24 protein-coding genes and 5 tRNA genes are annotated in these 22,947 nt (G+C 36.7%); 2 read left to right on the top strand and 27 right to left on the bottom strand.

The features are described from left to right. Positions 1-13: 13 nt before the first annotated feature. From coaBC to E7K77_RS01160, 5 genes are read right to left on the bottom strand one after another with little or no spacing between them, the layout of a single operon-like run. Entirely contained in the window at positions 14-1,219 is a 1,206-nt protein-coding gene (gene coaBC, locus E7K77_RS01180; RefSeq protein WP_004697207.1) for a bifunctional phosphopantothenoylcysteine decarboxylase/phosphopantothenate--cysteine ligase CoaBC, read from the bottom strand. A gap of 52 nt (positions 1,220-1,271) precedes the next feature. After that, complete coding sequence (rpoZ, locus tag E7K77_RS01175) at positions 1,272-1,487, bottom strand: DNA-directed RNA polymerase subunit omega (RefSeq protein ID WP_004695660.1); 216 nt, start codon at positions 1,485-1,487, stop codon at positions 1,272-1,274. A gap of 4 nt (positions 1,488-1,491) precedes the next feature. After that, complete coding sequence (gene gmk / locus E7K77_RS01170; protein ID WP_101928236.1) at positions 1,492-2,121, bottom strand: guanylate kinase; 630 nt, start codon at positions 2,119-2,121, stop codon at positions 1,492-1,494. Between the two features lie 8 nt (positions 2,122-2,129). After that, positions 2,130-2,399: an extracellular matrix/biofilm regulator RemA gene (gene remA / locus E7K77_RS01165; protein ID WP_004695657.1), complete on the bottom strand. Its 270-nt coding sequence runs from the start codon at positions 2,397-2,399 to the stop codon at positions 2,130-2,132. A gap of 14 nt (positions 2,400-2,413) precedes the next feature. Next, on the bottom strand, positions 2,414-3,295 hold the full coding sequence (locus tag E7K77_RS01160; protein ID WP_287525411.1) for a YicC/YloC family endoribonuclease: 882 nt from the start codon (positions 3,293-3,295) through the stop codon (positions 2,414-2,416). A 126-nt stretch (positions 3,296-3,421) separates the two neighbouring features. Between E7K77_RS01160 and E7K77_RS01155 the strand changes: the two genes are divergently transcribed. Next, positions 3,422-5,137, top strand: a complete 1,716-nt coding sequence (locus E7K77_RS01155) for an Rqc2 family fibronectin-binding protein (protein WP_325305916.1) — start codon at positions 3,422-3,424, stop codon at positions 5,135-5,137. Positions 5,138-5,301: 164 nt separating this feature from the next. Here the strand turns inward: E7K77_RS01155 and E7K77_RS01150 are convergent, their stop codons facing one another. The 13 genes from E7K77_RS01150 to E7K77_RS01090 form a co-directional block, all read right to left on the bottom strand. Continuing rightward, a complete protein-coding gene (locus E7K77_RS01150; protein WP_004693228.1) occupies positions 5,302-5,769 on the bottom strand; it encodes a hypothetical protein in 468 nt (155 codons plus the stop codon). Positions 5,770-5,780: 11 nt separating this feature from the next. Then, entirely contained in the window at positions 5,781-6,272 is a 492-nt protein-coding gene (gene coaD, locus E7K77_RS01145; protein WP_004693226.1) for a pantetheine-phosphate adenylyltransferase, read from the bottom strand. Positions 6,273-6,276: 4 nt separating this feature from the next. After that, positions 6,277-6,828 (bottom strand): 16S rRNA (guanine(966)-N(2))-methyltransferase RsmD, encoded by a 552-nt coding sequence (gene rsmD, locus E7K77_RS01140; RefSeq protein WP_278471499.1) that lies wholly within the window; start codon positions 6,826-6,828, stop codon positions 6,277-6,279. A gap of 67 nt (positions 6,829-6,895) precedes the next feature. Then, positions 6,896-7,894, bottom strand: a complete 999-nt coding sequence (locus E7K77_RS01135) for an NAD(P)H-dependent glycerol-3-phosphate dehydrogenase (protein WP_302145819.1) — start codon at positions 7,892-7,894, stop codon at positions 6,896-6,898. A gap of 3 nt (positions 7,895-7,897) precedes the next feature. Next, entirely contained in the window at positions 7,898-8,494 is a 597-nt protein-coding gene (gene plsY, locus E7K77_RS01130) for a glycerol-3-phosphate 1-O-acyltransferase PlsY (protein ID WP_195394762.1), read from the bottom strand. Next, positions 8,494-9,828: a ribosome biogenesis GTPase Der gene (gene der / locus E7K77_RS01125; protein WP_325305911.1), complete on the bottom strand. Its 1,335-nt coding sequence runs from the start codon at positions 9,826-9,828 to the stop codon at positions 8,494-8,496. Before der ends, plsY begins: the two co-directional genes overlap by 1 nt. 113 nt (positions 9,829-9,941) lie before the next feature. Further along, complete coding sequence (locus E7K77_RS01120; RefSeq protein ID WP_004697305.1) at positions 9,942-11,840, bottom strand: bifunctional 4-hydroxy-3-methylbut-2-enyl diphosphate reductase/30S ribosomal protein S1; 1,899 nt, start codon at positions 11,838-11,840, stop codon at positions 9,942-9,944. Further along, positions 11,831-12,451, bottom strand: a complete 621-nt coding sequence (locus tag E7K77_RS01115) for a lysophospholipid acyltransferase family protein (RefSeq protein WP_004697382.1) — start codon at positions 12,449-12,451, stop codon at positions 11,831-11,833. Before E7K77_RS01115 ends, E7K77_RS01120 begins: the two co-directional genes overlap by 10 nt. Next, on the bottom strand, positions 12,444-13,127 hold the full coding sequence (gene cmk, locus E7K77_RS01110) for a (d)CMP kinase (protein WP_325305909.1): 684 nt from the start codon (positions 13,125-13,127) through the stop codon (positions 12,444-12,446). Before cmk ends, E7K77_RS01115 begins: the two co-directional genes overlap by 8 nt. A gap of 8 nt (positions 13,128-13,135) precedes the next feature. Beyond that, the gene (locus E7K77_RS01105; RefSeq protein WP_287525399.1) at positions 13,136-14,383 is read right to left on the bottom strand and encodes an NAD(P)/FAD-dependent oxidoreductase; all 1,248 of its coding nucleotides are present in this window, start codon (positions 14,381-14,383) and stop codon (positions 13,136-13,138) included. Beyond that, positions 14,380-15,108: a pseudouridine synthase gene (locus E7K77_RS01100; protein WP_004697430.1), complete on the bottom strand. Its 729-nt coding sequence runs from the start codon at positions 15,106-15,108 to the stop codon at positions 14,380-14,382. The genes E7K77_RS01105 and E7K77_RS01100 overlap by 4 nt, the downstream gene beginning before the upstream one ends. Position 15,109: 1 nt before the next feature. Further along, on the bottom strand, positions 15,110-15,619 hold the full coding sequence (scpB, locus tag E7K77_RS01095) for an SMC-Scp complex subunit ScpB (protein ID WP_012864293.1): 510 nt from the start codon (positions 15,617-15,619) through the stop codon (positions 15,110-15,112). 12 nt (positions 15,620-15,631) lie between these two features. Next, on the bottom strand, positions 15,632-16,357 hold the full coding sequence (locus E7K77_RS01090) for a segregation and condensation protein A (RefSeq protein ID WP_287525397.1): 726 nt from the start codon (positions 16,355-16,357) through the stop codon (positions 15,632-15,634). Positions 16,358-16,526: 169 nt separating this feature from the next. On the opposite strand from E7K77_RS01090, the gene E7K77_RS01085 reads away from it, so the two are divergent. Beyond that, positions 16,527-18,359 (top strand): phosphoethanolamine transferase, encoded by a 1,833-nt coding sequence (locus E7K77_RS01085; protein WP_008600803.1) that lies wholly within the window; start codon positions 16,527-16,529, stop codon positions 18,357-18,359. A 94-nt stretch (positions 18,360-18,453) separates the two neighbouring features. Here the strand turns inward: E7K77_RS01085 and E7K77_RS01080 are convergent, their stop codons facing one another. From E7K77_RS01080 to trkA, 9 genes are all read right to left on the bottom strand, one after another. Beyond that, complete coding sequence (locus E7K77_RS01080; protein WP_004697220.1) at positions 18,454-18,909, bottom strand: DUF523 domain-containing protein; 456 nt, start codon at positions 18,907-18,909, stop codon at positions 18,454-18,456. A 106-nt stretch (positions 18,910-19,015) separates the two neighbouring features. Continuing rightward, a tRNA-Leu gene (locus tag E7K77_RS01075) sits at positions 19,016-19,104 on the bottom strand. 14 nt (positions 19,105-19,118) lie between these two features. Further along, a tRNA-Cys gene (locus tag E7K77_RS01070) sits at positions 19,119-19,193 on the bottom strand. Between the two features lie 9 nt (positions 19,194-19,202). Then, a tRNA-Gly gene (locus E7K77_RS01065) sits at positions 19,203-19,277 on the bottom strand. A 7-nt stretch (positions 19,278-19,284) separates the two neighbouring features. Next, positions 19,285-19,360, bottom strand: a tRNA-Phe gene (locus E7K77_RS01060). A gap of 5 nt (positions 19,361-19,365) precedes the next feature. Next, positions 19,366-19,441: transfer RNA gene (locus E7K77_RS01055), tRNA-Asp, on the bottom strand. Between the two features lie 50 nt (positions 19,442-19,491). Further along, positions 19,492-20,088 carry an MBL fold metallo-hydrolase gene (locus E7K77_RS01050; protein ID WP_101928228.1) on the bottom strand — a complete coding sequence of 199 codons (597 nt, stop codon included), beginning with the start codon at positions 20,086-20,088 and terminating at the stop codon, positions 19,492-19,494. A 15-nt stretch (positions 20,089-20,103) separates the two neighbouring features. Continuing rightward, complete coding sequence (locus tag E7K77_RS01045; RefSeq protein ID WP_101928227.1) at positions 20,104-21,591, bottom strand: TrkH family potassium uptake protein; 1,488 nt, start codon at positions 21,589-21,591, stop codon at positions 20,104-20,106. A 12-nt stretch (positions 21,592-21,603) separates the two neighbouring features. After that, the gene (gene trkA, locus E7K77_RS01040) at positions 21,604-22,944 is read right to left on the bottom strand and encodes a Trk system potassium transporter TrkA (RefSeq protein ID WP_008600796.1); all 1,341 of its coding nucleotides are present in this window, start codon (positions 22,942-22,944) and stop codon (positions 21,604-21,606) included. Positions 22,945-22,947: the final 3 nt, after the last annotated feature.

Below are 22,947 nucleotides of genomic sequence, written 5' to 3'. Positions count from 1 at the left end.
ACACACACAAGAATTAATTTATATCAGCTCTGTTTGCTACTAAATCAATAACTTCTCTAAGGATATGTCGAGCAAGGTCAGATTTTTTCATATTAGGCATTTCTTTAGGCTCTTTATCAGGATATAAAAAATAGCCTTCATTCGTATCTACATTAAAACCTGCATTCGATTTGCTTACATCATTGGCTACAAGCATATCTAGATTTTTTTTAGCCACTTTATCCTGACCATACTTGATTACATGTTCTGTTTCTGCCGCAAAACCAACAAGAATTTGATGACTTTTTTTAGAGCCCAACCCTTGTAGAATATCTGGATTTTTTACAAGTTCTATGGTCATAGACTCCATTTTTTTTATTTTTTGCTCTGCTTTATGAAGGACTCTAAAGTCAGAAACAGCGGCAGCCATAATAACTACATTAACATCATTATAACGAGCTTCAACAGCCTCCTGCATAGATACCGCGGAATCTACAGAAATAAAGTCTACGCCATTTGGTATAGGCAAGGATGTGGGAGCACTTACTAATATCACCTTAGCCCCCATGCGTGCAGCCTGTTCTGCAATGGCATACCCCATCTTACCGCTAGAACGATTTCCAATATACCGAACAGGATCAATACTCTCCTGTGTTCCGCCAGCTGTAACAAGTATAGTAGTACCTTCAAGCTCATTGGTGCTGCACATTTTAGCTTCTAGCCAATCCACAATTGCTTCGGGCTCCGGTAAACGTCCTACACCAGTGATGCCACAAGCTAACCAACCTTCTGCAGGGTCCATAATATGGTAGCCCAAAGAACGTAATCCTTCTAAATTGCGTTGAGTAATAAGATTATTATACATTTCTGTATTCATAGCAGGACAAAGGTACTTAGGTGCTGTGGTGGCCATAATTGTTGTAGTTAACATATCATCAGCAATGCCTGCATAAATTTTTCCGATCACATTTGCTGTTGCAGGCACAACTACATATGCATCTGCCCAAGTGGCCAGTGCAATATGTTCTACATCCCACTGATGAACTTGTTCAAACATGTCTAAAGCTACAGGATGTCCACTAATTTCACCAAATGTTAAAGGTGACGCAATATGCGTTGCATTTTGTGTCATTACAACCTTTACTTCAGCCCCTTTTTTACGAAGTCTGCTTACCACTTCAATTGCCTTATACGCTGCAATACCTGCAGATACTGCGACAATGATATGTTTTCCGCGCATGTTCTTCTCCTTTTAAAAATTCCTTGTATCATTGATACAAGGAATTGATTTTTTATTTAATGCCTTCTTTAGTGCGTTTATATGTCACTTCACCTTCAGCAATTTCATAAAATGCCAAAGATACAGGCTTGTCAGTCGCATGTGTAGATTCTGCTAAGCAAGGTTCGCCATCTGTTAATTCGCGAGCGCGTTTAGCCGCTAAAGTCACCAATGTATATTTGCTATCTACTTGGCTTTCCAATTTTTTTAATGGAGGTTTTACCATCATACTATCACTTCTCCTTAGACTCTTGATATTGTTTATAAATATATTGAATTTGCTCTTTATTACGACTAATCTTACAAGACTCAGCTCGCAAGATAGAGGCAACCTTTAAAGAAGCCTCTGCTAAATCATCATTTACGACGATATAGTCATAACGATGAGCTAAGGCTAATTCTGAACAAGCCAATGACAATCGTTTATCAATGACTTCTTTAGCATCTGTGCCACGATTATGTAAACGTTCAGATAACTCCGATAGTGACGGCGGTACAATGTAAATAAATACAGCATCGCTAAAACGTTCCTTAACCTGCATAGCGCCTTGAATATCGATTTCTAATAGTACACTTTTCCCATCATCTAATAAATCCATTACATGCTGTTTTGGAGTACCATAGTAATTATCATATACCTTAGCATATTCTAAGAATGCGTCTTCACTAAGCAAAGACTCAAATTCCTCTTTAGAGCGGAAGAAATAGTTAATTCCTTCCCTTTCACCCACACGTGGAGCACGGGTTGTCATAGAAACGGAATAAACTAAATTAGGCATTTCTTTACGAATATTCGCACAAATCGTACCTTTACCTGCGCCAGATGGCCCGGATATAACGATTAATAATCCTCTGTCTGACATATGCACTCCTATGATTCCACTGTATCTACATCCACATCATGTTGCACAAGTCGATGTGCTACGGTTTCAGGTTGAATTGCAGATAATACAATTTGACCACTATCCATAACTAATACAGCACGTGTCTTACGACCATATGTGGCATCAATGAGCAATCCCTTATCTCTAGCATCTTGAACCATCCGCTTTATAGGGGCGGATTCAGGACTAATAATAGCCATAACACGGTTAGCAGATACCATATTACCAAAGCCTATATTCAGTAATTGAATACTCATTCATAGACCTCCTATTACTCTACATTCTGTACTTGTTCTCTAATTTTCTCTAACTCACATTTAAGTTGAACCACAAACTCAGTAATAATCGAATCCATTGCTTTGGAGCCGATTGTATTTACCTCACGATTCATTTCTTGCAAAATAAAATCAATCTTACGACCGATTGAATTTGTATCTGCAAGTGTATTTTTTAATTGTACCACATGAGAGGTAAATCGGACAATCTCTTCCGTAATATCCGTCTTATCAGCTAATAAAGCAATTTCTTGTATAAAACGATCTTCACTAATACTCGCTTCTAAAGAAATTAAATATTCCTGAATCTTAGTTTTTATATGCTCCCGATATGCTTCTACAGCATCAGATTTATTAGTGTCTATTTTAGTAATTATATATTCAAGTGTTCCGATACGTTCTAATAAATCCTGATTGATATGTTGACCTTCCGCAGTTCGCATTGCTATTAAAGCATCTAATGCTTGAGTAGTTGCTTCTTTTACAATATCTGAAAGTACCTCTTCAGCAATTGGTGTATCTTGTTGTTGAATCCATTCGTTAGAAATCGAATTTACAGCTTGTAAAGGTACCTTCTTGGGGTTATCATAGAACTCCTCTTGTACCAATAACTCTTGTATCTGCTTTCTCAATACACTATTAATAGTGAAAGTTTTAGGTCGCTCTCCTGCATCTAGAATAGAAACTGATACCTCAACCTTACCACGAGTAATGCGATCTTGTATCATTCCACGAATAATACTTTCAAAAGGATTCATTTGTTTTGGACTACGAATAAATAGATCCAAGAAGCGTGCATTTACGGACTTAATTTCTACAGTACAGGTAATACCATCTTTGGTTGCTGTGCCAGAACCAAAACCGGTCATACTTTTCATAAGTCATCCTCCTTAGTAGTTTTTATTATTGTACCACGAATTACACAATCCGTGTTAAATACTAAGAATTATATGTACACTATGGTATACTAAACTATACTTCTAAATATATTTGAAAGGAGTACTATGAATTTAGACGGACTCACCATGTCTGTACTTGCTAAAGAAATAAACGAGCGATTACAAACAGGTCAAATACAAAAACTATATCAAATAGATAAAACTACATTATTATTTAAAATTCGAGCACTCAACGAAGACCAAAACTTGATCATTACCGTAGGTGCCACACCAGCAATGTATCTTAGTCAACCACTGCAAGATTTACCAAAAGAACCAAGCTCACTTTGTATGTTCTTACGAAAGCATATTGAAGGTAGCCGCATTGTAAAGGTGGAACAAATCAATGGCGACCGAATCATGTGCATCCAAACGGATAAACTTGAAATGGACGGTTCCATTACGAGTACATATATTTATGTTGAATTAATGGGCAAATATTCCAATTGTATTTTTGTACAAGACGGTATTATTTTAGAATCTTTAATTCACGTCTCTCCACTCATGAACCGTGAACGTTCTATTAGTCCAAAGCTACAGTATGATTTACCACCAAATGCTAATCGCGTAAGTTTAATGGACTTTGATAATAATGAAATAAAAAATCTACTTACTTCCTTTGGTAATGGTTCTGTGCAGCAATCTATTCGAGCTATCTTTAACGGTTTTGGTAAACCTTTATTGGATGAACTTTTATATATTTCCAAATTAAGTGGTGAAGAAATCATAACTGATTTAGATACTTCTCAACTAGATACACTTGCTAAAGCCTTGTACGACCTCAAGGTAAAACTCGAAAATAGCAAAGGTTTGTTTATTTTAGTCAACGATAACAATAAAAAAGCTTACGCAAGTATTTTATTACATAACTATAAGGTATTAAAAGAATATAACACTATTTCTGAAGCCTTAGAGAAATCCATTCATAATACTAAAGCAATTCATACAGCTGATAAAGAGTTAGAAAAAATCTTAACAGCAGCCATCAAAAAGGAAGAATGTCGCCATCAAAAGATTAAAGATGAATTAGAAGATACTAAGAAAATGGAAATCTATAAATTATATGGTGATCTTCTAATGATAAATGCACACCTTCAAGTGCAATATGAGCCTTCTATTGAATTGCAAAATCTTCTTTCCGAAGAAAACGAAATCTTAACGATTCCTTTAAAGCCAAACTTAACGATTGTGGAAAATGCACAATGGTATTATAAGCTTTATACAAAACTAAAAAATCGTATGGTTAGCGGCGAGTACCAACTCAATGCTAGTACTACAAAACTAGCATACTTACAATCCATTCTGTACAGTATCTCTTTAGCCACCACTCGTGAAAGTTTAGAAGAAATACGCAAAGAATGTATGGATGCAGGCATTATAAAAAAATCAAAAAAACCATTATCTTACAAACTAGGTAAATCTAACTACATTCACTTAACAATTGATGAAGGTGAAATATTCATCGGTCGTAACAATCAGCAAAACGAATATTTAACACACCGATTTGCAAAGCCAACTGACATTTGGTTCCATACACAAGATATCCAAGGTTCCCACCTTATTTTGAGACTCAATATTGAGCCAGACGATATGATTTTATCTAAAGTAGCACAATATGCAGCCTACTTTAGTAAGGCTCGTGATACTAGTAAGGTCCCGGTAGATTATACATACATTAAAAATATCAAAAAGCCACCTGGATCTCCTTTGGGATTTGTTATTTTTAATACCCATCAAACTATGATTGTGGAGCCTAAAAAACCAGAAAACTATAGAGAATGATAAAAGCGAAGGTATCCCTTCGCTTTTATTTTTGGCTTATTATTTTGCTCACATTATTTTTTACATATTGATCTGAAATTTGATATTACTTATCTTAAGTTTTCTATGGACTTTAAAATATAAAAAGAGGCTAGATATAATATGATATCTAGCCTTTGTTTAAACTATTGGTTTTCTTCTGTACGTTGTTCGGTTTGTTTCAAACTTTCACGATTTTGACGCAAGCTTTCCAATGTTTTCTCCAAGTTGTTTTCAACATATTTAAGAACATCACCAGCATATTGAATGGAGCTAGCTTTCAGCTCATCAGAGGATTGATTTGCTGCATTAATAATTTGATTAGCTTGTTCTTGAGCTTGTTTTACAAGTTCACTTTCAGCTGTCAATTTAGCAATGTAGTCTTTAGCTTGATCGATCAAAGTTTCAGCCTGACGTTGAGCATCAGCTAACACTTTATCTTTATCTGCTACAATACGACGAGATTCTTCAAGTTCCAAAGGTAAGGATTCCTGAATAGAATCAATAATACGCATAATTTCGTCTTCCTCAACCATACGTTTTGTAGTCATAGGAATACGGCTGCTAGATTCAATAAGAACCTCTAAATCTTCTAATAATTTTTCTGTTTTCATACAATTCACCCCTATTTATTATGGACCGTATTAAAGCGTTCTTCAAGTTTTTCCTTAACATCATCCGGAACAAGACCATCTAGCTTACCACCAAATTTAGCTAGTTCACGAATACCCGTGGAGCTGACAAAAGAGTATTTGTTATTTGTCATAATAAATACTGTTTCAATGTCATCATCCAAATATTTTGCAAATAATGCGCGCTGAAATTCATATTCAAAGTCGCTTAATGCACGTAATCCTCGAATAATAATAGTAGCATTCTTGGATTTAACATACTCATTGAGCAAGCCACCTGTACAATCAATTTCAACATTAGGAATATGTTTGACAGAATTTCGAATCATCTCAACCCGTTCTTCCATAGAAAATAAGGAATTTTTATTCGGATTTGAGCTGACAGCAATGATTAATTTATCAACCAATCGGCTGCCCCGTTCAAAAATATCAACATGTCCATTAGTAACTGGGTCAAAACTACCCGGACATACACCTATACGCACAGGTTTAGCTCCTTTCGGCTGTCTTTACAAAATAGGAAACTACCGTATAACCAAATTTCTGTTCTTTTATACATTCCCATAATTCTGGTAAGGTAAAAACCTCATCCTTATGATGTTCTAATAATAAAACACCTTCAGGTTTTAACAAATCATAGTTTACAACCAAATCTATGGTATCTTGTATAAATCCATTTTCATATGGCGGGTCAGAAAATATATAATCGAACTGTCGCCCTACCATATAATTTTTTAATTGTGAAAGTTTCCTCGGAATAATTTCTAACCGATCATCCACACGACAATGTTTAGCATTCTCTAAAATTAGTTTTCCCGTTTTAAAGTCCACTGCTACTGCATGTGCTGCACCACGACTTAAGGCTTCAATTGCTACTGCACCAGTGCCAGAAAATATATCTAGTACATCAGAACCAAATATACCTCTATTTGCTAATACATTAAATACACTTTCACGAACACGATCAAGTGTAGGTCTAGTATCTAATCCTTTAGGTGCTTTTATAACATGTCCCTTAGCAGTTCCGCCAATAATTCGCATACAACCCTCACAAGATTATACTCATTAATTATAGTATATAAATAACCAAATTAAAAGTATCTTTTATTTATGATACTTCAATTTTAATATCACGCCCCATCAACTCAGCTAATGCTATGGATGGAGATTTTTTTTCGTATAAAACCTCATATAAAGCCTTCGTTATAGGCATTTCAATTTGATGTTTACAAGCCATTTTATAAATAATTTCTGTTGCGAAAAATCCTTCTACAACCATATTAGTATGATTAACAATAAAATCCATCGTCTTACCCTCGGCTAGTTTTTGACCAGCCGCACGGTTACGACCATGTGGGCTCATACAAGTAGCAATCAAATCCCCCATACCAGCAAGACCAGCATAGGTTTCTTTTTGGGCCCCTAAGGCCACCCCAAAGCGAGTCATCTCATGAAGGCCACGTGTTAATAGTAAAGCCTTACAATTATCCCCTAAAGCTAAACCATCTGCAATACCAGCTGCAAGGGCAATGATGTTTTTCGTGGCTCCTGCTAGTTCAACACCAATCATATCAGTATTTGCATAAATTCTAAAATTTTGACTACATAATGCCTTTTGCAATGTTGTAGCTACCTCTAGGCTTTCAGTACTCAGCACAGATGCAGCAGGTAAGTTGCGACCAACCTCTTCTGCATGATTAGGTCCAGACAAAACCGCTAAATGACACCCTATGGTAGCAAGAACCTCTTTCATCACAGTCGTCAAAAGTTTGCCACTGGTTCGTTCTACACCTTTTGAACATAGAATATAGGCTTGATTTTTATGAGCATACGGTTTAATAGCCTCTAAACTGGTACGTACATGTACAGAAGGAGTAACCATTAATACCACTTCGGCATTACTAATACATGCCTCTAAATCAGAACTATATTGTAATTCTTCTGGAAGTTTTACACCTGGTAAATAGTCTTTATTCTCTAAGTCTTTTGCAAGTTTATCTGCAAATTCTGGACGACGACAATATATAGTTGTAGTATTTCCAGCTAAAACGGATTTAATAGCAAGGGCCGTCCCCCAACTACCAGAGCCGACAACAACAACATTCATTCTTTAATCCTTTTTAATGCGCTCTACTTTTAACTCGTTTCCAGCAAGTAGACGCTTAATATTATCCCAGTGACGTACAATGACAAACAAAGCTGCTAATCCGCCAAAGCCAACAAACCAGAAGGATTCTCCAGTGAAATACATCAGTACTGGTACTAATGCAGCGGCAATGATAGAGCCTAAAGATACAAGTTTAGTGAAATATACGATAACACCCCATACCAAAAAGCAAATCAATGCTACTATTGGTGAAAGAGCAATAAGTACACCTAAACCCGTAGCAACGCCACGACCACCTTTAAAGCCCAGAAAAACAGACCAATTGTGCCCCATCATCCCAAGAATACCACCTAAGATCATAAACATAGGCCCATAGGGTGAGAGTAGCACTACTCCTGCGGCCCCTTTTAAAGCATCACATAGAAATACAGGTAAGGCTGCTTTAAGACCGATAACTCGATATGTATTAGTAGCGCCAATATTTTTAGAGCCATATTGCCGTACATCTGTATTAAAGAAAAACTTACCTATAATTAATCCACTAGGAATCGAACCGATAAGATATGATAATACAGCATATACAATAATCATAATATCCATTAGTCTTCATCATCCCGTTTCTTGCCACGTAATACTAAACAAATTGGCGTTCCTTCAAAACCAAAGGACTCACGCAATCGATTCTCTAAGAAACGCATATAAGAGAAGTGAATTAGCTCTGGTTCATTTACAAATAAAATAAATGTAGGCGGCTTAACACTAGCTTGCGTCATATAATAGATTTTTGGAATTCTACCATTGCGAGATGGTACAGGATTTACGGTTTGTGCATCTTGTAATAATTGATTTAACGTCCCAGTAGATACACGGCGGTATTGTTGTTCAGATACAAACTTCAACATATCAGCTAAACGGTGAATACGTTGCTTAGTTAAAGCAGAAGCAAACAGGATAGGTGCAAACTGTAAAAAACCTAATTCATCATAAATATCTTCAGTAAATCGCAATGTTGTTTTGTCATCTTTTTCAATAAGATCCCATTTATTCACAACAATGACTACACCTTTACCCGCTTCGTAAGCATAACCTGCAATTTTTTTATCTTGTTCTGTAACACCATCTTGAGCATCTAGTACAAGAACTACAATATCAGCACGATCCACTGATCGCAAAGAGCGGACAATACTATATCGTTCAACGGCTTCTTCGATTTTAGACTTACGACGCATTCCCGCCGTATCAATAAGTACAAATTTTTGGCCCTCATGAGTCCAATACGTATCAATGGAGTCTCGAGTAGTACCTGCTACATCAGATACTATTACACGATCTTGTCCTAATAATGCATTAGTCAAAGAAGATTTACCTACATTTGGACGACCAATAACGGCAACATGAATAGTATCTTCATCATCTACATTAGTGCCAACTGGTGGAAAATGTTTAACAGTATCATCCAGCAAATCACCTAAATTCATAAGATTTTTAGCGGAAATGCCAATGGGGTCCCCCAAACCAAGATTGTAGAATTCATAAATATTCGGCTCTTGATTTACACTATCAATCTTATTAACTACGAGTACAACAGGTTTTCCACTAGCTCTAAGAATATTTGCAACTTCTTCATCAGCAGGTACAATACCTTGTTTACCATCGACGACAAATAGAATTACATCCGCTTCTTCAATAGCTAATTCAGCTTGTAATCGCATCATCTTAGGAATAACATGACTATTTTCAGTAATGAACTCGATACCACCAGTATCGATCATTGTAAACTCACGATTTAACCACTCTGCATCGAAGTAAATACGGTCCCTTGTTACCCCCGGAATATCTTCAACGATAGAGATACGTTTATTAACAATGGCATTAAAAAGTGTAGATTTACCTACATTTGGACGGCCTACAACAGCCACTAATGGTTTTGCCATAGTTTCACCTCATTATCTAATCTAATACATTACTATATTTTATCATATTCTAAGTAAAGTACGCAAAAAGGCTAACCAAGGAAACCTTGGCTAGCCTTTTATTAGACAATGAATTATTCAGCGTCTTCTGCAGTTTCTTTTGATTCCATCAACTCAGTCAAAGCCAAACCCAATTTCTTTTCATCTTTGTTAAGAGAAATGATTTTAACTTCAACTTCTTGACCACGATTCAAGTAATCTTCAACTTTCGCATTACGTTGTTTTGTAATTTGAGAAATGTGAAGTAAACCTTGGATGTCGTCATTAACAGCTACGAATGCACCGTAAGCTACTAAACGAACGACTTTGCCGTTAATAACATCGCCAACATGCAATGTTTCTTCAGCAACGTCCCATGGGCTCTTAGATAAAGCTTTTAAGGACAAGGATAATTTATTGCTTTCAGCGTCGAAAGATTGTAATTTAACTTCGATTTCTTGGCCAACGGAAAGAACATCTTCCACTTTTTTGATTTTTTGCCAAGAAATATCGGAAATGTGAAGTAAACCTTCAATACCGCCGATATCTACGAATGCACCATAAGGCATGATTTTACGAACGATACCTTTATAGTTTTCGCCAACGTTGATATTTTTCAATGCTTCAGCTAATTTAGCTTGACGTTCCACTTCCAATACTGCACGACGAGAAAGAACCAAACGGTTTTTCTTTTCATCGATTTCAAGTACTTTAGCTTCAAATTCTGTACCAACCAAGTTGTCCAAGGATTTCACGAAATGAACATCACCTTGGGACAATGGAATGAAACCACGAAGGGATTTAACTGTTACTACTAAACCTGCTGGGATAGCATCAATACCTTTACATACGATAGCTTCATCTTTTTCTTGTGCTTCGATAACATATTGCCAATCTTCATCTTTAGCCAAGCGAGTCATGGAAAGATAAATAGGATTATCTTCTTTGATGTGATTCATGATAACTGCTTTAATTTCATCACCATTTTTTAACACATCTTTGGCAGATTCTGGTGCTGGATAAGAAATTTCAGTTCTGTTCAAAATGGCTTCAGTTTTGTAGCCAAAAGATACATAAGCTCGTTCATCTTCGACTTGAACTACTGTACCTTCTACAACGTTCCCTTTCTTAAATTCTTCTTGACCTTCGGCTGCTAATAATTCTGCAAAATCTTTCATTGTCTCAATGACCTCCTTAATAATCCAGTCGGGAGTCGATGCTCCTGCTGTTACTCCTACCGTCTGTACTCGGTTAAACCATTCCAGTTGTAATTCAGTAGAAGTTTCAATGTGATACGTTGTACATCCAACGTCACGACAAACCTCTGCCAATCGGTTTGTGTTGCCGCTGTTCTTACCGCCTATCACTATCATAAGATCTACATTACGTGCTAAATCAACGGCAGAATTCTGTCGTTCTTGCGTTGCATTGCATATCGTTTTGAAAACCTTAAGATTCTTAGATTTTTTCTCTAATATGTCTATTATACTGTTAAATTTGAATTGTGAAAAGGTTGTTTGTACAACAACGCCCATTTTTTCCACAACTTGTAGTTTTTGGGCGGATTCTTCATCTTCGATGATTATTCCTTCGTTATTTGCCCATAAATTGATGCTTTTAACCTCAGGATGGTTTTTTTCTCCCAAAATCACCAAAGTCATACCTTCATCTATAACAGACTTTGCATCTTGCTGTGCTTTTTTTACATGTGGACATGTGGCATCCACAACATGTAATCCTTTTTCTTCTGCCTCTTCATAAATAGCAGGTCCTACACCATGAGAGCGAATAATCATTGTGCCTTCAGCGATATCAGACACTTCTTGAACAGGGCTTACCCCTTTGTCTTCAAGACGACCTACAACTTGAGGATTATGAATAATAGGACCTAATGTATAGCTTTTACCATCGTTATTTGCAGCTTCATTTGCCATTTCAACAGCCCGTTTTACACCATAGCAAAAACCATGGTTTTTAGCCAAAATTATTTCCATAAAGTCTCCTCTATACAATTGTTATGATAAGAATCTATCATTCGTTGGATTTCACTTTTAACACTATCATTTACTTTTTGAATCGCTTCTGGAGTCGCTTTAGCTTTTTCAACTGGAATCGGTTTACCAATAATACAAGCCACTTTATTACGTTCCATATTGTGAGAGCCAATGATAGCAACAGGCACTATGCTAACCGCTGTTCTAAGAGCAATTGATGCTGCACCATCATGAAATTTACCAAGCTTACCACTTTTTTGACGGTTACCTTCTGCAAATATGCCTAAAACCTTATTGTCTTTAAGTAGTCCCATGGCATGACGAATAGCAACTTTATCAATAGCACCGCGATTTAACGGAAATGCACCAAGCCATGTACAAAAAAAACGCGAAATAGGATTCACAAATAATTCTTGTTTAGCCATAAAGTGTACATGTCTAGGCAAAGCATAGCCACAGATAGGGGGATCATTATTACTTAAATGATTAGGCACCACGATAACGGGTCCTTCCATTGGAAAATTATCGCGACCATATACTTTCAGTCCATACCCTACCTTATAGCGAAGCCAAAAAGCGGTACGCCATAACCAGGTTGAAAATTTATTCATGATTGATTGTCTCCTGCACTAAATTCAATATATATGCCACAGTTTCATCGAAATTCATATCGCTAGAGTCTACAACCATTGCATCTTCAACGCATACAAGTGGAGACTCTTCACGATTTTTATCCATTTCATCACGATTAACAACATTCTTTTTAATTTCGTCTAGTGTTTGCTCGTTTGATGTACCTTGTACTTCTAACCATCTACGTTTTGCACGTGCATCTACAGAAGCGGTTAAATAAATTTTTAGCTCTGCATTAGGTAATACGACAGAACCGATATCACGTCCATCTAATATAACTCCACCAACGGCGGCCATCTCTTGTTGGCGTTCTACCAAATATTTTCGAACCCCTTTATAAGAAGCTATAGTCGATACATTATCATTAATTTGCTGCTGGCGAATTAATGATGTAACATCTTTCCCTTTAATATAGACCTTGCATGCTGTTGCAGTAGGCTCTAAAGTCAAATTTAAAGAAGGTAATAAAGCTTCTACAGCAGCTTGATCCTTAACATCGATTTGACTATCAAGAACTGCCCATGTAACACCGCGATACATGGAACCTGTATCGATATATAAATACCCTAATTCATTGGCCACTACTTTAGAAATGCTACTTTTACCAGCCCCAGCAGGACCATCAATAGCAATGGCAATTTTTTTAGTGTTCATAATAACCTCTATTCTTCATCACCGTGTACGGCATGCATAGCCGCCACATAGCCTGTGGAAAAGGCAGCTTGTAAATTATAGCCTCCTGTAAAAGCATCTATGTCTAGTACTTCACCAGCACCATATAAACCACCAATCAATTTAGACTCCATAGTTTTAGGATTAAATTCTTTTAATGAAATACCACCGGCTGTTACAATAGCCTCCGCTACAGGTCGTAATTCCTTAACAGTTACTGTCATATGTTGCAATACATGACATAAGCGCAAACGCTCTTCCTTTGTAATTTGATTAATTGGTTTAGCCGGATTTAACTCAGCAAGCTTTATAACAATGGGAATAAGATTTACAGGTAGTAAATCCCTCATCCCATTAGCCAATTGTTTTTTAGAATATAAGTCAAAATCCTTTTGCAAGCGCTTATCCAATACTTCTGCAGTTAAAGCAGGCTTAAGATTAATTTCAATGGTAATTTGAGGATTTTTCTTACGAAGCAACTTACCTACCGTGTGACTTAATGATAAAATTGTAGGCCCCGTAAGACCAAAATGAGTAAACATCATTTCCCCAAATTGTTTAGCTTGTACCTTACTTTTAGAAATTACGGATACCTCAACATTACGAAGACTAAGCCCCATAATTTCCTTTACCCACGTTTCGTTTGTAACGATAGGGACTAAGGATGGACGAATATCAGTAATAGTATGTCCCACTTTTTCGGCTAAAACGTAACCATCACCAGTAGAACCTGTCAATGGATAAGATGCACCACCAGTACAAATAATAGCAGCATCACAAGCATATTGTTCCTTATCCGTTGTAACACCAACTACACGATTTTCCTGTACAGTAATCGATGTAACAGGTTCATTTAAATGAACTTGAACATTATACTTTTTTAGGATTTTCATAAAAATATTGCGTACTTCTAATGCAGAATCGGATTCAGGAAACACTCGTCCCCCACGTTCTACTTTAGTTTTTAACCCCCAGCTATGCAATAGGTCCAGAAGATCTTCATTACTAAAGCGTTCATAGGCACCGTACAAGAACTTACCATTACCAGGCGTATTTTTTATAAATTCGGCCATATCTGCACTATTCGTAATATTACAGCGACCTTTACCGGTAATGCCCATTTTCTTGCCAACCATATTCATTTTTTCCAATAAAATGACGCGTGCTCCTTCACGGCCTGCTATAACAGCTGCCATTAGACCTGCCGCACCACCGCCAATGACTATGATTTGCTTCATGCCTTATCTGTCCCCAATGCTTTTAGCGCTTTTACTTCACGAATTGTTAGTTGACGAGAAGCGCCTCGTTTCACACCACCTAAAGTAAGACCAGCATACGCAATGCGTTTTAAATTATGAATACGATAGCCAAAGTGTTCAAACATACGACGAACTTGACGATTACGACCTTCATGAATTGTAATTTCTACTTCATGTACACCATTATGATCATCAAAACCTAAATCTACAATTGTTGCAGGTGCAGTTATACCATCTTCAAGCTCTACACCATTTGCAATAATTTGCAAATCATCATCGCGAACACGACCTTTGATACGAACTTCATAAGTCTTTTCCACGCCTTTAGATGGATGCGTTAGATTTTGTGCCAACTCTCCATCATTCGTAAGCAGTAACAAACCTTCTGTATATAAATCGAGACGACCAATAGGGTAAATTCGTTTCGTTTCATTTTTTATATAATCTAAAACCGTTTCTCGACCTTGAGGGTCAGACACAGATGTAATGACCCCCTTTGGCTTATTTAACAAATAATATACTGGTTTCTCTTGAGCCAATAATTGCCCATTAACCTTAACCTTATCTTTTTGTGGATTAATTTTGACCCCTAATTCGGTTACCTTGCGACCATTGACCTGTACTTTACCTTCTGTAATTAGTTCTTCTGCCTTACGCCGTGATGCAATACCACAACTGGCAATATATTTTTGTAATCGTTCCATGTTATCCTTCTGTTTCCGAAACTTCTTGATGTAAGGCTTCAATAGATTCTACTCCAGCACTTCTCAAAAACTCATCAGTCGTGCCATATAGAATCGGTCTACCTACAGTATCCTTATGACCTAATTCAGCTATAAGAGATCGAGTCAATAATTGTTTTATAATTTTATCGCTATTTACACCGCGCACCTCTTCGATTTCAGCCTTTGTAATAGGCTGCTTATAGGCGATAACAGCTAATGTTTCCATAGCCGCATTAGATAATTTATCTTCTCTTTTACGAATATGCCCAACATAATCAGCACATTCAACAGCGCTTACTAATTCAACACCGGCTCCAGATATACGTATTCGAATACCTCGATTCTGTTCTTCTAGTTCACATTGTAATTCTTCTATATATTTTTGTGTCTCCTCTGTGGAAAGCCCAAACACTTCTGCTAACATATCTATCGATATAGGCTTTGCCGATGAAAACAAAACGGCTTCTAAATGCATTGTTGGTAAGCTCATATAGCCCCCTTTCTACACGGCCCGCTCTAAGATAGCAGTGAATATAATATCATCATCTTCATAACGCATTTCCATAACTTGTTGTTTTAACAATTCTAAAACAGCCATAAAGATGGTTACCATACCACTTTTCGTTTCAATTGCTACTAATAACTCCCTAAAATATAGACATTCGCCACGATGTATACGACTAGACAAGGATATAATCATGTCCTCTAAACTATACGTATCCTTTTCAACCTTTACCTCACGAATCGTCTCTTTTTCTGACAACTCTTTAGCTCGTTTTATAGTTTGATAAAAAATTTGATATAACTGTGAAAGTTCCAAATTATATACACTATCTAATCCAAGCACACTCGTTTCTTCAGGACGACTAAATATATTCGCAGATACAGCGGTACGCTCCATTAATAGAGATGTAATATCCTTAATTTTCTTAAATTCTACTAATTTTGCTACCAACTCGTCACGTGGATCCTCTGCTTCATCGGGCTCAGGTTCAGCCTTAGGTAATAACATGCGTGATTTAATCTGTAATAAGGTAGATGCCATAACAAGAAATTCACTACTATAATGAATATCAAAATGGTTCCAATTGTCTAGATATGCCAAGTATTGACTCGTTATTTCAACGATAGGAATATCGGTAATTTCTATTTTATGTTTTTCAATGAGATGCAAGAGCAGATCAAGGGGACCTTCAAAAACGTCCAACTTGTAGTTATAATCTCCCATAAAACCCAATCCTCAGAAAAAATGTTTTTAACTATATAATTATAAAGCATTTATAGTAGTACTTTCAAATAATTGTTTTTTTTACACTCATCTGCTATCTTTATTATTGTAATTATTTTATATTAAAAAAAGATACGTTATTGTGTATTCCTTTTAGAGAGGATTTATTATGTCATCGAGTGTGAGGCAAATTGGGCGAAATCCAATTTTTCGCTTTGGTATTATAGGTATTGTTTTATATATCATCTTATTTTTAATTTATGAGCCCATAACCTTAGGGCTTGATGTAGAGGATATTACGATTTTAGCTGTACCAACAATTGTAGGTACCTTTTTATTTCAATATTTTATGGGGTGTACTGTTTTCCACAGGCCTTTTTTAGGGTATGGCCTAGTCGGAATCTTATGGGCACTTACCTTTCCTCTTTTATTCCATTGGTCCTATGTGAAGCCATTATACTTCTATGAATTTGCTAATGATTTTTTATTTGGCTTATTAATTTTCATGGGATTATCAGGCATTCAGTTTTTACTGAACCAAACAAATCGCTTCCATAAAACAACATCCTTAATCATGGCTATCATTTCCATGATTCTGAGCTTAATACCATTCTTACAGATCGGCTATTACATGACTACTTGGCATTGCTTAACGCCAGCCAGTCTGCTAGCCGTATATATGACCAATCCAGAAGAAGCATTTGGTTTTTTAAAGAATGCAGCTGGTATACCTGGTCTTATAGCAGTGAGTATTGGTCTTATTTTATGGACTTATTTATTGTACTGGTCTAACTTAGGAATGAAAGCAGTAGTAAACTTAAATACTACACGTCCTATGCGGTCAGCTATGCTCATCGCATCCCTTGTAGCTTTTTTAGTATATGTACCATTCTTCTTGTTCCCTCAAACCTGTATTGTGGCGAACTGGATTGCTGCAGGCGATTATGTAAAACAAATGCAACAATATAATGATAATCACCACTTAGTATTTGATTCCTTTAATTTAGACACAAAGGAAACAGCGGTGAACAAAACACCTGGTACTATTATTCTAGTCATTGGCGAATCTAGTTCTCGAGATTATATGAAAGTATATAATCCAAACTTCCCATATGACGATACTCCATGGCAAGGCAATATGCGTTCGGACAATAAAGACTTTGTCTTCTTTGATAATGCCTATTCATCGTACGTACAAACAGTACCAACCTTGGAGCGTGCACTATCTGAACGAAATCAATATGATGATAAACCATTTCTTGATTCAGCCAATATCTTAGATATTGCTAAAAAAGCGGGATACACGACTTCTTGGTTTAGCAATCAAGGTGTATTCGGTGAATATGATACAGCTATTTCATTAATGGCTAAGACTGCAGACACAACAAAATGGGCCCATGAATCTTATGCATTCTCAGATCGATATGATGAAGCTCTATTGCCATTATTAGAAACTGTAGATCCTACCAAGAACAACTTTATCGTTATACATATTATGGGTAGTCATATTTACTACAATGATCGTTACCCGCATGAATTTAGCAAGTGGAAACAAGGTCCGTATCCTGATGGTCAAGAAGCATATGCTAACAGCCAATTATACACAGACTGGTTATTACAACAAATTTACAATTATGGCAAAGACAAATTAAACTTACAAGCCATGGTGTATTTCTCCGATCACGGTGAAAGTTTAGACAAATCGCATAACCCTGATACATTTGATTTTGTTATGACACATATTCCATTCTGGGTATACCTATCTCCACAATATCGCTCAACCTATCCACAGACTGCTGAGGTACTTGCAAAACACGAGCATCAATTCTTTACTAATGATTTGCTATACGATACATTAGTTGGTCTCATGCATGCTCCAAGTCAACGATATGATGCAACACGAGATTTTAGTAATGCTCAATATCGATTTAATCTACATAACTTAACTACATTACTTGGTGAACAACCATTAGCAAATGATCCTGTTAATGCAAACAAGTAGTCTTTAATTGATATTGTAGCCATTATTTTTCTATTGTATTAAGTTATTTTAATAGTAAAACAACTTAATATAACCAAAAAGAGATGAGTTTAACTCATCTCTTTTTTTCTGCAAGCAAAAGCTCTATATCATTTTCCGTATAAATTCTTATATTCTTTTCTAATAGAGCCTCTACAGTACATCCATGACCATTTTTCAATGTTCTAGTAAAAGTTCCATCATAAATGCACTTATATCCACAGCTAGGACTTTTCGCCTTCATCAAAGCTTGCTTGCAACCATATTTTAGTGCAATATCAACTGTTAATTGAGCACCTCTTACAAACTCATCTGTAACATCAGCTCCATTAACAGTACATATACGTTTACCTTGACGCTCCGCAGGATCACGAGGCGTACTAAGTCCCCCTAACACTTCCGGACATACTGGTACTAATTCATAATATTCCTTTAGAGCCTCTATCGTTTCTATATAATTGTCTTTGCCATCATATCGACAGGGTACACCAAATAGGCATTCACTAATCAATAACTTAGGTTTCTTATTCATAGATTTATCTATCTCTTATATATTTATACGTAACTTATAGTAATAATTTTCACAAATCGTTTTAATTGTATATAAGAAAAAAGACTAACCCAAAGTTAGTCTTAATTGGTGCCGAGGACCGGAATCGAACCGGTACGGTTGTTTCCAACCGACGGATTTTAAGTCCGTTGCGTCTGCCTGTTCCGCCACCCCGGCATGGGTAACGATTGTGGAGGCGGCACCCAGAATCGAACTGGGGAATAAAGGTTTTGCAGACCTCTGCCTTACCGCTTGGCTATGCCGCCATATAAAATTGGAGCGGGAAACGAGATTCGAACTCGCGACCCCCGCCTTGGCAAGGCGGTGCTCTACCGCTGAGCTATTCCCGCATATAAATGGTGCCTCAGGACAGAATCGAACTGTCGACACACGGATTTTCAGTCCGTTGCTCTACCAACTGAGCTACCGAGGCATAAATGGCGACCCCGATCAGATTTGAACTGACGATCTTCGCCGTGACAGGGCGACATGTTAACCGCTACACCACGGGGCCGTAACCAAAGTACTTGCTTAGTATATCGGTTATCAGGACTTTTGTCAACACTATACTACAATATTTTTAATAAATTCTTCCTCATGTTTTAATATAGTAGATTCCCTATGTCCAGGCTCAACAATTAACTCCTTAGACAAAGTTAAAAGATGATTCAAACTCTTAATCAAATCAGCTGGATTACTGTTATAATTATCTGTATTTCCCACATTTTGTTTAAATAAAGTATCACCAGTAAATAGATGGCCTTCAATTTCTAAACAAACCGATCCAGCACTATGCCCAGGTGTATGATGAACTATTATATTAAAAGGATCTAACTGTAATTGCCCCTCTACTAAATCATTACAATGTGTATACATTTTTTTCTTATATACACTTGGTCTCCGTCGAATTAACTGTAACAATTCTTGATCTAAAGGATGTAAATAAGCGGGAATATTATAATGTGTACACACTTCATCCAAGGCTGACACATGATCACAATGACCATGTGTCAATAAAACTGCTATGGGTTGAGAATCTGCAACCATATCAATAATGTGGTTACAATGAAAACCCGGATCAATGATTATAGATTTTCCCTCTTTGATAAGCACATAACAATTTGCTTTATAAAGCCCTAGAGGACGTTTTATAACTTCCATATAGTTCCCGCCCTCCTATAGAATACGATATCGTTTAGGAACCTCTTTTTTAATAAAATACCCTTCCCAAAACTGAGGGTGAAGCATAACTAAAATCGTAAATAACTCCAAACGACCTAGTAACATGTCTACAATAGCAATACATTTAGCAGTATCCGGCATAACATTAAAGGAATCAGTAGGACCAAAGCCACCAAACCCTAGTCCTACATTGCTAAGAAAGGCCGTGACCACTTGCATAGAATCATATGTATTAAGACCAGTACAAGTCATTAGAAAAACAGATACCACATAAATCATTAAATATAAAAATAAAAATTGATGTGTCATCTGGATCCATTTAGTAGGCATCGGTTTGCCATTAATACGTACTACTTGAACCATATCAGGATGAATTGATTTTCGCAAATAAATTATAGAACTCTTAATCAAAATAATAAGTCGTATAATTTTTACACCGCCCGTTGTAGAACCACTACAACCACCAAAAAATGTACAAATAAATAACATCATCTGTGCTGCAGCAGGCCACAAATCATAATCACTAATAGCAAAACCACTACCAGTTTGAAGCGAAACTAAATTAAAGGCAGCATTTCTAACAATCTCTAAAGGACTAGAATAGCTAGATTGTAATGCTAGAGATATTGATACAATGGCAATACCAATAAACACTACAAGCCAGTACATACGTGTTTCAAAATCATTAATTAAAACGTGAATTCCTTTTTGAAGTGCATTGTAATACACAGAGAAATTGCCACCAGCAAGAAACATAAAGAATATAAATACGAAACAAATATAATTACTTTGTTCATAAATAAAAGCCCCTGCTGATGTCGGTGCAAATCCACCCGTGGCAATAATAGAAAAGGCATAGTTTAACGCATCAAAAGGTTCAATGCCGCCAGCCCACAGCATAAGAAAGCAAAGAGCAGTAAAGGCAATATACAACTGCCAAAGCTTGGTGGCCATTGATTGAATACGCGGCATTACAACACCAGGCTTTGGTACAGATGCCTCTGCATTAAAGAAATGTGCTGCATCTGCTCCTAAATTCTTTAAAAATGATAAGATAAGGACGATGATCCCCATCCCTCCAACCCAGTGCATAAGACCACGCCACAATACAAATGTGTTTGGTAACGTATCAACACTATAAATAATAGTTGCACCAGTTGCAGTAATACCCGAAGTGGCTTCAAATAAAGCATCAAAAACATTAGTCAATATGCCACTCCCCAAAAAAGGTAAAGCCCCCAAAATAACCGTAAATATCCAAGTAGAGGATACAACTAAGAACCCATCACGAATACTAAAGCTTTGACTTTCACAACCGTAATAAGATAAAAGCGTCCCCAAAACTAAAGAAAGGCTTGTGGTTATAAGGAATGACCAATATGCAGTTTCAAATACGACACTATATATAAAAGGGATTAAAGTAAAAACCCCAAATATATAGAGTAGTCGACCCACTAAGGACATAACGATTTGAATTCGCATAGCCCCTCCTTACTAAGTAAGATATTTAAGCAATTTGCTTACCGATTCAGGTAATGTAAAGAGAACGATATGATCACCATCTAAAATTTGAGTATTACCACGAGGTACGATAGCTTCATTTTCCCGTAAAATTACACCTACTAAGGCCTTCCCAGGTAAACGAATATCTTTCAATTGTTTACCTGCTACAGGTGATTCATTGGTAATTTCAATTTCGATAGATTCGGCTTTACCACCTTCAAAGGTGGAAATAGATACAACCCCTTCTCCACTTCGTACAAAGCGCAAAATTTGACTTGCAGTTAATAAACGTGGAGAAAATACTACATCAATACCTACTTGCTCCATCAGCATAATATATTCTGGCCGTCCCACACGAACAACGGTTTTTGGGATGCCCATATGCTTCCCTACAAGTGCTACAAGTAAGTTAAGTTTATCATCATCTGTTAGAGCAATAATTACATCGCTATCAGCAATTTCCTCAGCTTCGAGCAAATCAAAATCAGTACCATCCCCATTGATAACCATGGCTTTATCCACTTGATTTGCCAGTTTCTCACAACGGTCAAAATCTTTTTCAATAACCTTCACAGAAAAACCAGCTTTTTCTAGTAATACAGTTAAGTTACGACCTAAGAGACCTGCCCCAATGATTACAGCCCGTTTATAGAATGTATTATAATTATGGAACCAAAGTTTCTCCACTTCAGAAACGGACTCTTTCAAACCTAGGAAAAATACACTATCATCAGCCTGTAAGCGACTTTCACCATGCGGAATAATCATTTCACCATAGCGCAAAATACCAACTAATAGAACACCTTCAGGAAAGCGAATTTCTTTTAGTGGCTGTTCTAATAGAGGAAATTCATTATTCAATTTGAATTCCATAAGGCGCACAGCACCCTGACCGAACTCCTCAACATCTATAGCTGATGGTGTTTCTAAAATTTGTAGTAACTCTTGAGCTGTAACCATTTCAGGATTGATGAAAAGATCAACACCTAATTGAGCTCGTATCTCCTCATCCATATGTTCCGCCACACTATTATCACGAACGCGTGCAATAGTTGTAGGCACACCTTTTATTTTAGCTACCGAACAGGATAGCATATTAACCTCATCTGAATCAGTAACAGCAATAAACATACCAACATCAGACATATCTATTTCATTCAATAATTGAACATCACTGCCATTCCCTAAAACTAGGCTAACATCTAATGTATTTTCAAGATTATGAATGCGTTCTGGTGAGCGATCGATAACATATACATCATGATCGTCTTGAATAAGACGTTGTGCTAATGAATAACCAACCTTACCAGCGCCTACAATGACAATTTTCATCGT

The sequence above is a fragment of the Veillonella parvula genome (genome assembly GCF_032577575.1).
Classification (GTDB): Bacteria; Bacillota; Negativicutes; order Veillonellales; family Veillonellaceae; genus Veillonella.
Note: the sequence above shows the minus strand (reverse complement) of the source record. Positions and strands in the feature narration are given on the sequence as shown.